16 protein-coding genes are annotated in these 13,131 nt (G+C 70.5%); 5 read left to right on the forward strand and 11 right to left on the reverse strand.

All coding sequences use genetic code 11. From position 1 onward, the window contains the following. Positions 1 to 72: 72 nt before the first annotated feature. Positions 73 to 1,335, reverse strand: coding sequence for a serine hydrolase domain-containing protein (locus ITP53_RS22815; RefSeq protein ID WP_207756303.1), 1,263 nt, complete (start codon positions 1,333 to 1,335; stop codon positions 73 to 75). Positions 1,336 to 1,535: 200 nt separating this feature from the next. Continuing rightward, complete coding sequence (locus ITP53_RS56165; RefSeq protein WP_328815426.1) at positions 1,536 to 1,898, reverse strand: MmyB family transcriptional regulator; 363 nt, start codon at positions 1,896 to 1,898, stop codon at positions 1,536 to 1,538. Between the two features lie 12 nt (positions 1,899 to 1,910). Here ITP53_RS56165 and ITP53_RS22825 point away from each other — a divergent pair, with 12 nt between their 5' ends. Next, a complete protein-coding gene (locus tag ITP53_RS22825) occupies positions 1,911 to 2,522 on the forward strand; it encodes a Rossmann-fold NAD(P)-binding domain-containing protein (protein ID WP_236051093.1) in 612 nt (203 codons plus the stop codon). 72 nt (positions 2,523 to 2,594) lie between these two features. Here the strand turns inward: ITP53_RS22825 and ITP53_RS22830 are convergent, their stop codons facing one another. Together ITP53_RS22830 and ITP53_RS22835 are read right to left on the reverse strand one after the other, a co-directional pair. After that, positions 2,595 to 3,020: a hypothetical protein gene (locus tag ITP53_RS22830; RefSeq protein WP_195897459.1), complete on the reverse strand. Its 426-nt coding sequence runs from the start codon at positions 3,018 to 3,020 to the stop codon at positions 2,595 to 2,597. After that, positions 3,017 to 4,147, reverse strand: coding sequence for a molybdopterin-dependent oxidoreductase (locus tag ITP53_RS22835; RefSeq protein ID WP_195897460.1), 1,131 nt, complete (start codon positions 4,145 to 4,147; stop codon positions 3,017 to 3,019). The genes ITP53_RS22830 and ITP53_RS22835 overlap by 4 nt, the downstream gene beginning before the upstream one ends. Positions 4,148 to 4,354: 207 nt before the next feature. On the opposite strand from ITP53_RS22835, the gene ITP53_RS22840 reads away from it, so the two are divergent. After that, positions 4,355 to 4,792 carry a GNAT family N-acetyltransferase gene (locus ITP53_RS22840; protein WP_207756304.1) on the forward strand — a complete coding sequence of 146 codons (438 nt, stop codon included), beginning with the start codon at positions 4,355 to 4,357 and terminating at the stop codon, positions 4,790 to 4,792. On the opposite strand, the gene ITP53_RS22845 is transcribed toward ITP53_RS22840, so the two are convergent. Further along, a complete protein-coding gene (locus tag ITP53_RS22845) occupies positions 4,774 to 5,667 on the reverse strand; it encodes an NAD-dependent epimerase/dehydratase family protein (RefSeq protein ID WP_207756305.1) in 894 nt (297 codons plus the stop codon). The two genes, ITP53_RS22840 and ITP53_RS22845, sit on opposite strands and share 19 nt — an antisense overlap. A gap of 71 nt (positions 5,668 to 5,738) precedes the next feature. On the opposite strand from ITP53_RS22845, the gene ITP53_RS22850 reads away from it, so the two are divergent. Continuing rightward, complete coding sequence (locus ITP53_RS22850; protein WP_195897461.1) at positions 5,739 to 6,668, forward strand: GlxA family transcriptional regulator; 930 nt, start codon at positions 5,739 to 5,741, stop codon at positions 6,666 to 6,668. A 16-nt stretch (positions 6,669 to 6,684) separates the two neighbouring features. Here the strand turns inward: ITP53_RS22850 and ITP53_RS59380 are convergent, their stop codons facing one another. The 6 genes from ITP53_RS59380 to ITP53_RS22875 form a co-directional block, all read right to left on the reverse strand. Further along, positions 6,685 to 6,816: a hypothetical protein gene (locus tag ITP53_RS59380; protein WP_268961109.1), complete on the reverse strand. Its 132-nt coding sequence runs from the start codon at positions 6,814 to 6,816 to the stop codon at positions 6,685 to 6,687. Further along, positions 6,777 to 7,454 (reverse strand): hypothetical protein, encoded by a 678-nt coding sequence (locus ITP53_RS22855; RefSeq protein ID WP_195897462.1) that lies wholly within the window; start codon positions 7,452 to 7,454, stop codon positions 6,777 to 6,779. Before ITP53_RS22855 ends, ITP53_RS59380 begins: the two co-directional genes overlap by 40 nt. Continuing rightward, entirely contained in the window at positions 7,451 to 8,341 is an 891-nt protein-coding gene (locus ITP53_RS22860) for an ABC transporter ATP-binding protein (RefSeq protein ID WP_195897463.1), read from the reverse strand. The genes ITP53_RS22855 and ITP53_RS22860 overlap by 4 nt, the downstream gene beginning before the upstream one ends. Continuing rightward, entirely contained in the window at positions 8,338 to 8,964 is a 627-nt protein-coding gene (locus ITP53_RS22865; protein WP_195897464.1) for a TetR/AcrR family transcriptional regulator, read from the reverse strand. Before ITP53_RS22865 ends, ITP53_RS22860 begins: the two co-directional genes overlap by 4 nt. 78 nt (positions 8,965 to 9,042) lie before the next feature. Beyond that, positions 9,043 to 10,398 carry a sulfatase family protein gene (locus ITP53_RS22870; protein ID WP_195897465.1) on the reverse strand — a complete coding sequence of 452 codons (1,356 nt, stop codon included), beginning with the start codon at positions 10,396 to 10,398 and terminating at the stop codon, positions 9,043 to 9,045. Positions 10,399 to 10,895: 497 nt separating this feature from the next. Then, positions 10,896 to 11,231 (reverse strand): hypothetical protein, encoded by a 336-nt coding sequence (locus tag ITP53_RS22875; protein ID WP_195897466.1) that lies wholly within the window; start codon positions 11,229 to 11,231, stop codon positions 10,896 to 10,898. 126 nt (positions 11,232 to 11,357) lie between these two features. On the opposite strand from ITP53_RS22875, the gene ITP53_RS22880 reads away from it, so the two are divergent. Together ITP53_RS22880 and ITP53_RS22885 are read left to right on the forward strand one after the other, a co-directional pair. Next, positions 11,358 to 11,861, forward strand: coding sequence for a SigE family RNA polymerase sigma factor (locus ITP53_RS22880; protein WP_195897467.1), 504 nt, complete (start codon positions 11,358 to 11,360; stop codon positions 11,859 to 11,861). After that, complete coding sequence (locus ITP53_RS22885) at positions 11,858 to 12,961, forward strand: hypothetical protein (protein ID WP_207756307.1); 1,104 nt, start codon at positions 11,858 to 11,860, stop codon at positions 12,959 to 12,961. The genes ITP53_RS22880 and ITP53_RS22885 overlap by 4 nt, the downstream gene beginning before the upstream one ends. Positions 12,962 to 13,131: the final 170 nt, after the last annotated feature.

Genomic DNA, 13,131 nt, shown 5'->3' on the forward strand with positions numbered 1-13,131 from the left:
AGGAACTGCCCGACAACAGATCCGAGCCCCGGGCGCGTGCGCTCCCGGAGCTCGGTCGGATGTGGTTTGTGGTTATCGCTTGGCGCACAGGGCGGTGTCGGCGGCCTTGATGACGCTCATCGCGGCGGGTTCGGTGGCGGGCAGCGCCGTGACGGCGACGGTGGCGACCCGGCCGTCGTCGGTCACGCCACCGCGGGTCTCGTAGCCGTCGATGTCGCCGCCGTGGCCCCACGACACGCCGCCGCAGGTCAGTGGCATCTTCATCAGGCCGAGCCCGTACTCCCAGCCGGCCGGGAAGCCGGGCGCCTTCATGGTCTTCTTCATGGCCGAGAGCTGCGCCGGCTTGAGCAGCTTGCCGTCCATAAGGGCGAGCCAGAAGCGGTTGAGGTCGCTGGGGGTGGCGATGAGCTGGCCGGCCGCCCCTCCCCACGACGGGTCCAGGTTGGTGATGTCGATGAGCTTGCCGCCGGGCTTCCTGGAGCCGTAGCCCTTGGGGTGGCGCTCGCGGATCGTCTTGACGCCCTTGCCGGGCCAGTACGTGTGGCGCAGGCCGGTTGGCTTGATGATCCGGTCGGTGATGGCGTCGCCCACCGGCTGGCCGGTGACCTTCTCGATGAGCAGGCCGAGCACGATGTAACCGGTGTTGCTGTACTCCCACTTCTTGCCCGGCGCGAACGACGCCTTGTGGGCGAAGGCGATCTTCAGCAGGTCCTGCGGGGAGCGGTACCTGTTGCGGACGTCGAAGACGTTGGGCATCCAGCGGGTGTAGTTGGGCAGGCCGCTGGTGTGCTGGAGGAGCTGCCGTACGGTGATCTTGCGGCCGTCGCCGGACTTGCCGCGGATCAGTTTCGGCAGGTAGGTCTCGATCGGCTCGTCCAGCTTGACCTTGCCCTCGCCGATGAGCTGGAGGACGGTGACGGCGGTGAAAGTCTTGGTGTTGCTGGCGATGCGGACCTGTCCGTCGACCGGCACCTCGGCTTTGGTCTTGAGGTCTCCGACACCGGCGGTGTAGTAGCGGGTCTTGCCGTCGCTGCCTTGGACGGTGGCCAGCGCCGCCGGGAACTTGTGCTTCTTGACCAGGTTGTCCAGCTGCTTCTGCACGGGTGTGTTGCTGCGGTTGCGCTTGGCGTCTTTGACTTCGTCGCGCATCTCGTCGAGTTCGGCCCGCAGTTCGTCGGCGGGGTCGTGCTGGGTGGCCTTCGCGGTGCGGTCGAGGCCGCTCGCTGCGGCGGCAGGGGCGGCGGCCACGCTCATCGCCGTCATCGCTGTCAGCGCCGCCGCGGCCAGCACGCGCATGCGCCGGGGGGTCGTGGAGGAGGAAGGGAGACGCGACATGGGAACCGCTCCTGCATTTTCGGGGTGGGTGTCCGCTGCGGACATGTAAAAGCATGTCGTCGGGGCCCACCCTCGAACGATCCCGTGCGCTGGAGTTCTTGGGTACAGCCAGCTATACCTGCGCGACGGTTCGTGACGCGGGTTCCCTCACGCGGATCGACGCGTGGCTGACAGGTACCCCGCTCGCACCAACGCGGACGTCACACTTCGCCGCCCTGCGACTGGCGGCATGATGAGACCCTGCTAAGCAACGCGCCGGCCGGTGCCGAGCAGAGGGTGCCGCTCAGCCGGATGGACAGCCGCACGGTGTTGCGCTCCTCGATGGGCAGCAGCCCGAAGTCGGTGATCAATTCGGCTGCCGCGCCGTTCCAGGCCACGATGTCCTGTCGCTCGTCGGCCAGGTAGGCGGGTATCGGTCCGAGCCGGTCCAGCAACTGGCGGGCGAAGGCGGGCACCGGCGCCCGATCGGCTTCCTTGGCGGGCGGGGCCTGCCCGGCCAGCCGCGCCAGGTGCTCGCGCTCCGCGGCGGTGAGCCGCAGCGCCGTACCCAGCGCGGCCAGCACCTGCGGGGACGGATGCGGCTCGGCGTGCGCCGGGTGGTGCTCCTCGGCTCCGCCGTCGTGCTGCCGAACGCCCCCGGCGCGCTGGAACTGGCCGCGCGGGTTCGGGCCCGGCCCGGGTGGGTCGTGCTGCGCCCGTCCGGGTTCATGCAGAACTTCCTTCGCCCACACCCGCTGGGTGAGCGGATCCGGCGGCATGGCGAGATCCGCACCGCCGCCGGTGCCGGCCGGCTGGGCTGGATCGACACGCGGGATATCGCGGCCGCCGCCTCCGTCCTGCTGATCGACCCCGGCGTCGAGCCCGGCGACCAGCGCGACTACCTGCTCACCGGGCCGAAGGCGTTGAGCTACCAGGACGCGGCGGCGATCATCACCGCCCACGCCGGTCGGCCGATCCGGGTGCTGCACATCGAAGCCGACGAGCTGGCGGGCGGCTACCGGGCCGCGGGCATGCCGGCCGAGTTTGCCGCCTCCCTCGCCGCCGTGGACGCCGGCCTCAGGGCCGGCCGGGAAGATCTGGTGAGCACCGCGGTGCTGGACCTGACCGGCCGGCCGCCCCGCCCCTTCGACGAGTTCGTCCAGGACCACGCGTCCGAGTGGGCGAACGGTGGGTTGCCCGAGCGCTGACCAGCGCCCGCCGGCGGATGGCGGGTGGACTGGGGTGGCGTGGGCCTCGACGGTGTCTGTCCGCTTCGGGCATCACTCGGCAGGCCGGCGGCCGGAGTCGCGATCGATCCCGCGCTCTGGAGACCTTCGGTGCGGCCGGTTGCCCGCCCACCGGGACACGAGGGTGGCGAGCCCGATCGCGGCCAGGAAGAGCAACAGGTTGCGGCCATAGTCGAGTGGCAGGATCGACGGGTTGTCGGCCCGCCTGCCCAGCGCCAGCACCGTCGGCAGGGTCGCGAGCGTCACCGTGCTCCCCACGATCATCGCCGCCCGCGCCGCGGTGCCCATGCGGCTCGCCACCAGCCCGGCCAGCAGCACCGCCGGCACCAGGATCGCGTCGTGTGCCACCAGGACACCGGCGAACCACCACGCCCAGCCGGCCGGATCGCTGTCCAGCACCAGCCCCGTGAAGCCGAGCGCCACGAGCGCGCCGCCCATGACGTAGCCGAGCCACCTCATGCGACCCGCACCCTGGCGACCCACTTGGTCTGCATGACACCCGGCCGGTTGGGTGCGATCAGCCGCACGGGGTAGCCGTGGTCCGGGTCGAGTGGCCGGCCGTTGAGTTTGAGGGCGAGGAGGGTCAGGGGATCGTTCCAGTGCGGGGGGCGTACCTCGCTGGTGGCGTAGTAGCCGGGCCGTTCGAGGGACTCGACGGTCAGGAACGCGTCCGGCCCGCCGCCGGCCTGGCCGACCAGGTCGCGCAGGCGTACCCCCGACCACTCGCACTCCACGCTCCAGCCCTCCACGCACGAGATCGGCAACCTGACCGTGTGCTGCGGCAGCCGGGTGAGCTCGGCGTAGCTCAGCGACAGCTCCGTCCGCACGGCTCCCGTCACGACCAGCCGGTACGCCGGGTCGCGGATCACCGTGGTCACCCCGGCGGCGACCGCCGACCGGTTGACCGGCACACCCTGCGGCCCGACGTCCGGATCGCGCGGCGCCAGGACGGCCAGCCGCTCCAGCGGCGTGACCGCCTCACCGGCGGTGACCAGAGCCGCCAGACCCGAGGCAGCAGCGACCGTGTGGAGGAAGCGGCGCCGATCCGCGTCCTCCACACGGGTCCACAGGTGCTGCCGGACCTTGGCCCATTCGTTGACGACGTGGATGACGAGGGCGCCGTACGCGATGAAGGCGGTCCAGTAGTGCGCCTGGATGAAGCCGAACGGCCACAGGTACGTGTAGGCGATGTTCATCAGCCCAGTGACGAGCTGGAACAGCGAGCCTGCCACGAGGAGCAGCACGAACAGCCGCTCGACGGCATGTCCCGCGGAGCGTAGCGGCGGCCACTGCCACAACTTGGGGTATACCGCCCACAACTTCGCCAGCAGCAGGGGAACGGTGGCGATGCCGCCGATGACGTGCAGCCCCTGAGTGACCCGGTAGAGGTTGACCGGCCGTGACGGCCACATCAGCCAGGCGGGCGGGTGCTGGGTGAAGTGGCTGAACAGGCCGGTCGCGAAGGCGACGGTGAAGCTGATCCCCAGCCAGATCCCCAGCTTGGCCGCCACCCGCTCGGACCGCAGCCGGCTGGTGAACCTGCCGGACAGCGACCGGCCGAGGGTCGCGATGACGCGTCTGCTCATGTCCCGAAGCCTGACACCGCCGGACCCTCGTGGAGCCGCCGTGCCGCGTATCGTCCGCACCCCGTAAGAAGTCGCCCGGTCGCGGGTAGCGAGCGTGGGCCCTGATGGCAGGTCTACCAGCGCTCCACCAGGTGTTCGCGACCGGGCGGCGGATGGTACGGCTCTGGCCGGTAATCGACGATCCCGGAGGCTCGTAGGCTTGCCCGGGTGAGAATCCGCCACAGAACCCCCGAGGACCTGGACGCCTGCGTCGAGGCCCTCGCCACGGTCCACGCCGCCGACCGCTATCCCGTGAACTGGCCGGACGACCCCGGCGGCTGGCTGACGCCGGACGATCTGGCCATGGCGTGGATAGCGGCCGAAGGGGGAGCCGTGCTCGGGCATGTGGGTCTGACCTCGGACGCGGAGATCACCCGCCTGTTCGTCGCACCGGCCGCCCGTGGGCGCCGGCTGGCCCGCCTGCTGCTCGATGCCGTACGGGCCGCCGTACACACTCCGCTCAAGCTGGAGGTCTCCTCAGAAGGGGCGGCGGCCATCGCGCTCTACGAGCGGTCCGGCTGGCGCAGGGTCGGCAGCAGCCGAGCCGAGTGGCTCAACGCCGCCGGCGAGCCGGCCTTGCTCCATCACTATGAGATGACCTCATGAAGCACGTCGTCGACCGGGGTGGCGCCCACGCCGAGGATCTTCTCGGTCTCGGCGTAGTCGACGACGAGCGGCTGGCCGGGCTTGATGAGCACTTCGTGCAGTTCCGCCCAGAACGGTGCGGTGAAGGCGAGCAGGGTCAGGTCGCGATCGGTCAGCTGTTCCATTCGCGGTTCCGGCGCTCCCGCGACTGCCGCGAGCCGCTGGGCCAGTTCGCGCACCGACAGGGTCGAGGTGGGAGCGTGCCAGGCCCTGCCGTACGCCTGCTCCTCCCGGCTCGCGGCCACCAGCGTGCGTGCCGTATCACCGATCGCCGAGTAGCTGTGCGGCACGTCGAGCTCCTGCGGCACCAGGGCGAGCCTGCCCTCCAGCACCTGCCGCTGCGCCGCGAGCGTGAACACCGAGTAGGCGCCGGCGCCGTAGAACTGGCTTGCCCGCACCTCGGTGACCTTCACCCCTGAGGCGGCGGCCTCCTCCCAGACCCGCGCCCTGGCCCGCCCCTTGGGCCCGGTGGCGGCCAGCGGGAGGCCGGGCGTGATCGGCCCGTCCACCGGCCCGTAGCCGTAGATGTTGCCGAGCATCACGTACGCGGCCCCGGCCCGCCGCACCGCGCTGAGCAACGACGCCGACAGGATCGGGAACTGCTCCGGCCAGGTGTGGTACGGCGGCGCGGCGGTGTTGAACAGCGTGTCCGCGCCCTCGGTCAGCTCGGTGAGCCGATCGGCGTCGGTCGCGTCCGCGGCGACCCTGTCGACGAGCGGGTGGTCGGGCCCGCCGCCGGTGCGGCTGATCATTCGTACCCGCTCGCCGTCCTCGGCCAGCAGCAGAGCGGTCCTCGACGCGGTGGCCCCGCGACCCACGATCACATGAGATTTCATGCTGACCACGGTGCCGACCGGCGGCCTCATGGCATAGTGGCCGGAATGCCAACTATCCGGAGGATCTGGCCATGCACCGCATCGCCGCAGTCGTCGTGCCCCCCGTGCTGAGCTTCGACATCTCGATCCCGCTGATGGTGTTCAACAGCGTTCCCCACTATGACGTGCGCGTTTGCACGGCCAGGCCCGGCCCGGTGCCGACCGTGGGCGGCCCTGAGATCGTGGTCACGGACGGCCTGGACGCGATGGCGGACGCCGACACGCTGATCGCCGTCGGCAGCGGCGGCGAGCCGGCTCCCACGGAGGTCCTCGACGCCCTGCGGAAGGCCGCGGCCGGCGGCTCCCGGATCGCCTCCCTGTGTACGGGCGCGTTCGTGCTGGCCCAGGCCGGCCTGCTGGACGGCCGCCGCGCCACCACCCACTGGGGGCTGGCCGGCGACCTCGCCACCCGCTTCCCTTCGGTCGACGTCCGGCCCGACGTCCTCTTCGTCGAGGACGGCGGCGTCTTCACCTCGGCGGGCGCCGCGGCCGCCATCGACCTGTGCCTGCACCTGGTCAGGCTCGACTACGGCGCGGCGGTGGCCAACGCGGCCGCGCGGCTCGCGGTCGTCCCTCCCGTACGGCCGGGCGGCCAGGCCCAGTTCATCGAGACCCCGCTGCCGCCAGAACGCGGCACCTCACTCGCCCCCACCCGGGCCTGGGCGCTGGAGCACCTCGACCGCCCGCTCACCCTGGCCGACCTGGCAGGTCACGCCAACACCAGCGTACGAACCCTGACCAGGCGCTTCCACGCCGAAACCGGGATGAGCCCCCTCCAGTGGCTGCTGCACCGGCGCGTCGACCGGGCCAGGGAACTCCTGGAGACCACCGAACTCCCCATGGACCAGGTGGCGGAGAAGAGCGGCCTGGGCAGCGCCGACTCCCTCCGCAAACACCTCGCCGCCCGCATCGGCCTCACCCCCACGGCCTACCGCGCGAGCTTCACCCAGGCCCCCACATGACGGACGTCGCGCGGCCTCACGCGGAGGGTGCCAGGTCGCGGCGGCGCAGGAACGCAAGCCCGGCCGCAGCCAGGCCCGCCGCCAGCACGGTCAGCCCGAGCAGCGCCGTCACCAGCGCCGCCGGACCCAGCCGAACGGCGACAGCCACGACAGCCAGCCGATGCCGCCGGCGTCGGCCAGCGCACGCAGCGCGAACAGCAGGCCGGCGACGGCGATCGCGATGCCGCGCGCCGTACCGGATGCGGCGGTGAGCTGCGCGGTGACGGCGGCGACGGCCGCGAACGCGCAGCCGCCCGCGGCGGTGGAGAGCCCGAACAGCAGCGACGACCCCGCGGGCAGGCCGTTGCCGGCCAGCGCGGGCACCGACAGCAGGCCCGGCAGCAGGTTGGCGGCGAGCACGACCGCGAGGGCGGCGGCCAGCGGGGCGTGGCGGCCGACGACGCCCGAGGACAGCAGCTCCCGCCGGCCGGTCTCCTCCTCCGCCCTGGTGTGCCTGATCAGCAGCAGGATGCTGATCAGCCCGCCGATCAGGGTCATGGACGAGCCGAGCGTCCAGGCGGTCAGGCCGCCGACGCCCGCGTCGTAGATGACGCCGCGCATGGCCAGCTGGGCGGGGTTGCTCATCGAGGCCGCCGCGAACGCGTCGCGGCCGGCCTGGTCGGCGTAGAGGGCGGTGGTGGAGGAGGCGATGCTCGCCGGCATCACGGCGCTGATGAGGATCCACACCGGCAGCAGTACGCGATCCCGGCGCAGGATGAGCCGGACGAGGGTCCAGGTACCGGTCATCGCGCGGCCTTCTCGTAGTGGCGCAGGAACAGCTCCTCCAGCGTCGGTGGCTGCGTGGTCAGCGCGCGTACGCCTGCCCTGGCCAGCTCGGCCAGCACCGGCGTGAGCGCGTCGCCGTCCACCTGGCAGCGCAGCCGGGCGCCGTCCACGGTGAGGTCGTGCACGCCGGGCAGCGCGGCCAGGCCGGGCGCGGGCGCGACCAGCTCGGCCGTCACCGAGGTGCGGGTGAGGTGGCGCAGGTCGGCCAGGCTGCCGGTTTCGACGGTCCGGCCGGCGCGGATGATGCTCACGCGGTCGCACAACGTCTCCACCTCGGACAGGATGTGGCTGGAAAGGAGCACGGTACGGCCGTTGCGCTTCTCCTGCCGTACGCACTCGTTGAAGACCGTCTCCATCAGCGGGTCCAGGCCCGAGGTGGGCTCGTCCAGCACCAGCAGCTCCACGTCGGAGGCGAGCGCGGCCACCAGCGCCACCTTCTGCCGGTTGCCCTTGGAGTAGGTGCGGCACTTCTTGCGCGCGTCCAGCTCGAAGCGTTCGAGCAGGTCGGCGCGCCGTTCTGGGTCGAGGCCGCCGCGCACCCTGCCCAGCAGGTCGATGACCTCGCCGCCGGTCAGCGACGGCCACAGCGTGACGTCGCCGGGCACGTACGCGAGCCTGCGGTGCAGCTGCGTGGCGTCCCGCCAGGGGTCGCCGCCGAGCAGCTCGACCCGGCCGCCGTCGGCGCGCATCTGGCCGAGCAGGACCCGGATCGTGGTGGTCTTGCCCGCGCCGTTGGGGCCGAGGAAGCCGTGCACCTCGCCCGTCTTGACGGTGAGGTCGAGCCCATCCAGGGCCCTGGCCTGGCCGAACGTCTTGACCAGGCCGTCCGCGCGCACCGCGGCGGTCACTGCTGCGCCTCCATCTTCGCGAGGCCCGTCCGTGCCTGCTCGATCAGCTCGCGGCCGACGAACTCCGGCCTGATCACGTCGAGCTTGGCCCTGCCGGTGCGCAGCGCGCCGGGCGGCGAGTAGAGGTCCGTGCCGAGCGCACGGGAGACGTGCTCGTGCAGGACGGTGATGCCCAGGTTCATCGCCGTCAGCACGGCCGCGCGGGCGCGGTGGTCGGTCTCGGGGGAGTCCTCGCGGGTCAGGCTCTCCTCCGTCACGTTCACGAGCTCGTCGAACATGGCGGCGGCTCCGGGTGAGCCGTCCACCAGCGCCCGGCCGAGGTACTTCATCAGCGGCGGCGCGGTGCGCTGGACGGTCTCGATGAACTCCGGCTTCTCCATGTTGTGGTCGGTGGTGCCCGCTTTGACCTGCTCGCGTATGTAGCTCAGGACGTACTCGTCGCAGGACTGCCGCAGTTGCTCCTTGGTGCCGAAGTGGTGCTGCACCAGGCCGGACGAGACGCCGGCCCGTTCGGCGATCCCGCGGACCGTGGTGGCCTTGACCCCCTGCTCGGCGAACAGGGCCATCGCCGCGTCCCGGATGCGGGCGCGCGCGGTCAAATCCTCGTCAGATACTGGTCGCATGTCCAGCATGCTATACGAATGTATTGGCCACCATGCAAGCGTCCAGTCCTACATGCTCAGCTGTCACCTCCTACACGCTCAGGCCTCACCCCTGGCGCGCCTGAGTGCTTCCGCGCGCTGGGCCTCGATCTCCTTGCCGAACGCCGCCGCGGCCTCCGTGAGTTGCTTGACCTTCTCCGGGTGCTGGTCGGCGAGGTTGCGCTGCTCGCCCTTGTCCTCGTCGATGTTGTAGAGCAGCGGCAGCTCAGGCGCCGGCGTCTCCTGAACCGCGACGTGCAGCTTCCAGGCCCCGGAGCGAACGGCGTTCAGGCTCCAGTTGTGGTAGTGGTACAGGGTCCGGTCCGGCTTGGCGCCGCCCAGCAGCGCCGGTGCCAGGTCGATGCCGTCGATCGGCCGGTCCTTGGGGACCGCGCCCCCGGTCGCGGCGGCCAGCGTCGGGAGCACGTCGGTGAAGCACGCGGGCTGCTCGAACGTCGACTTCGGCTGGATCCGGCCGGGCCACCGCATCACGAACGGTATCCGGATTCCCCCCTCGAACGTCGAGCCCTTCTTCCCGCGCAGCCCGCCGGTGCCCGCGGCCACGGGCCCGTTGTCGCTGGTGATCACGACCAGGGTGTCGTCGGTCAGCCCGTTGGCCTTGAGCTCGTCGAGCACGCGGCCGATGTGGAAGTCGGACTGCTGAATCAGGTCTCCGTACGGCCCCGCCTTCGACGACCCCTGGAAACGCTCCTGGACGTGGTACGGGGTGTGCGCCGTGTTGTAGGGCACGTAGGCGAAGAAGGGCCGGTCCTTGTTCTGCTTGATGAAGTCGATCGCCTTGTCGGTGCAGCGGCGCGACAGGAAGACCTGCTCCTTCGGGCCCAGCATTTCGACGATCTTCTCGCCGTCATACAGGGCGAACTCTTCCTTCTGGTTGCTCTGCGGCGTGCCGAAGAACGTGTCGAACCCGTGCTTCACGGGGTTGAGCTCCGGGCGTACCGCGGGGTCGCCGAGATGCCACTTGCCGAAGATCCCCGTACGGTAGCCGGCCGCCCGCAGCACCTCGCCCAAGGTCTGCTCGTAGGCCGACACGCCTTCGCGCGCCCCGGGCTTGACGACCCAGGGCAGCCCGACCCGCTGCGGATACCGGCCGGTGAGCAGCGCCGCGCGGGCGGGGGTGCACACCGGGCCTCCGGCGTACATCTGGGTGAACCTCGTGCCGGCCGAGGCGAGGGCGTCGATCCGTGGCGTCTGGATCTCGGTGGAGCCGTACGAGCTCCAGTCGCCGTAGCCGACGTCGTCGAGCATGATCAGCACGATGTTCGGGGGCCGCTGCGCCGTACCACCGGCAGTGGCCGCGGACGCGGACCCCGGCCGGCCGGTGGCCACGGCGGCCGCCAGACCGAGCCCACCGCCCAAGATCGCGCGTCGGCTCAGCCCGTGGGTTTCCGCCAATGTTCTCTCCTCCTTCAACGTTGTAACAGGACAAAGAGGCTATGCACCCACCGCGCGATCGATGTGTGAGTTCCACGAACTCCCACAAAAGACTCAGGTACCAGGGCGCCGACCGGTCGCGGCGGGTGCCGGCCGGTCCCGCGACCACGATCTCCAGCGCCTCGCCGGAGTCGTCAGAGGTCCTCCCAGGCCCAATGCCACCAACGTTGATCATCTTTGCTGATCAAGCGGTCTTTGACCGTGCGGCAGCCGCGGTTTCGCGAGTTGGGAGTGGAGTGACCACCGGTTCGCCGGTTGCCGCTGCCGGTGGCGTCAGGAGCCAGAACGTGATGGTGGTCCGGGGCGGAAGCGGGACCTTGGCTGGGTCTTTCTGACGGGGGAACCGGCGGCCGGGCCGGCGTTGCTCGCGGCGGAAGGATCGCACCCGCAGGGTCTCGGACAGCAGATGACGCTGGTCGGTGATCTCGTAGCTGACGTCATCGACGAGATTGTCGAGGTCACAGGGGGGAAAGCGCCGCCTCGTCGCTGGCATGGCGGCGGACGGCTTGCACGGTGCGGGTGAAGGAGATCCGGTCGGGGTCGAGCCGGTGCCGTTCGGCGGCGGTGGCGATCAGATGCCGGATCGCCTGGTAGGCGCACAGCAGGGCGTAGACCTCCTGGCGGAAGGCGATCCACTGGGGGATCTGCCCCGCGACCCGGCAGGCGCGGCGGCGTTTCCCTTCGGTCTGTTTCGCTGCCGCGCCGTTGCCGGGAGCCGTCTGGGGTGTCCGCTCATAGAGCGGGCCCGCCATCGGTGTTGCGGCCACCCTGGACGGGCCCTGATGATCCTCCACATGCGGCAGTCCGCATAGACGCCCGGTCCCCGGTTGCGCTCAATGCCGGGCGCCGGGGCCATCCGATAGTCGACTGCAACCTTTTGCCCGTCGGTCGCGTTGGCAACGGGCGAGAGGAGATCAACAGTGGATCGTCACGAGGGTTTTCGCGAGTTCGTGCTCGCCCGGCAACAGGCGTTGAGGCAGACCGCGTACCTGCTCGTGGGCGACACGCATCTGGCGGAGGACCTGCTGCAGAGTGTGCTGATGAAGGTCGCCGGGCACTGGCACAAGCTCGCCCGGGGCGGTAACCCAGAGGCGTACACGCGCAAGGCGCTGGTCAACCAGTACATCTCGTGGCGGCGCCGGTCGCAGCCCGAGGTGCCCAGTGCCGATCCGCCCGAGCACGGGGTCTCCTATGACGAGGCGGCGCTCGACAGGATCGTGCTGCGCCGGGCGCTGGCCAAGTTGACCCGCAAGCAGCGCGCGGTGATCGTGCTGCGCTTCTGGGAGGACCTGACGGAGGCGCAGACGGCCGAGGCGCTCGGTTGCTCGATCGGCAACGTCAAGAGCCAGACGCATCACGCATTGGCCCGGCTGCGGACGCTGGCGCCCGAGCTCAGCGCGGACTTTCAGGAGGTGGCCAAGTGACCAGGCTGCGCGAGGCACTGAAGGGCATGGCCGACGAGATGCCTGCGCCGGCGTCCACGGTCGATCTGGCGGAGCTCGCCCTGGCGAACCACCAACGAAACAGGAGGCGTATCACAGTGGCAACAACCTTCTTCGCGACGGTCGCGATAGTAGGGGTGATGACGGCAGGTGTGACGCTCACAGGAGCGCGGCAAGTCGCGCAGGAGCCCGCCACAAAGACGGTGCCCGACCTGCCCGCGGGCTCGGTAGGGGCACTCAGCCTCGCGTATCCGACGGACTGTAAGCAGGTCCGGGAGCCGAAACCTGGCATCGACTGCTCCGAGGCCGAATGGCAGGTCGTCACCCGGGTGGGCAAAACGTACCGGGTGCCGCAGGCGCTGACCCACACCGTCAAGGACCGTAGGGTGCCCGTCGCCCTCAGCCGCGACGGGCGTATGTTCGCCTACTACAGCCGGCAGGCGCAGACGTACGTGGTCCGCGACATGGAGGCCGGCACCGAGGTCACCTCGCCGGTAAAGGTGGGGGAGGAGCGAATCGACATCGGCTCCATGCTGGTCGTCTCCGACGACGGCCGGTACCTCGCCTTCGACCCGCGCGAGGGCAGCAAGCAGCCCGGCCTGCTGATCGACGTGCGTACCGGCAAGACCGTCTCGCTGAACGGCGAGTACGAGGCGATCGGCATCAAGGACGGGCTGGTCGAGATGGTCCGGTACCGCAAGACCGACCTGTGGCTGATGCCGGTCAAGGGCGGGGGCAAGCCGGTCCGCTTCGACGGCACGTACATCATGTTCAGCGAACTCGCTCCAGACCGCCGCACGGTGGCCGCCGTGGAGTTCGACGAGTTGAGGAGGAACAAGCTGACACTGCTCGATGCCAAGACCGGCCGGATGTTGCGTAAGGTGCCGGTTCGGGGGGTGCCGGCCAAGGCCGGGCTGGTCGGTGTCCGGATCTGGTCGAGCGCCTCTGAGGTCGTGCTCGATTACCAGGTCGGCGTCCGCCTGCGCAGCTACGGGTTGAACGTTGGGACCGGGAGGTTGCGGCACCTGGCCGACTACCCGGACGTCGGCTTCAAGCAGGCGGCGCTGCCGGGCAGTTGGTGAGGCTCTTTTCAGGGGCATAGACTCGTCTGCTCCCAGCGGTCATGCCGGCGCTGACCGGGCGCGCTACGCCAGTTGCCATGGGTGGTTAGTGGGGTGCAAGTGACGATCAAGCGTTAGCTCATATGTTCGCTTGGTCCGCACGGGGATGAACGCCGCGGAACAGCTCGCGA

Origin of the sequence: Nonomuraea cypriaca (genome assembly GCF_015645445.1) — a bacterium.
Classification (GTDB): domain Bacteria; phylum Actinomycetota; class Actinomycetes; order Streptosporangiales; family Streptosporangiaceae; genus Nonomuraea; species Nonomuraea cypriaca.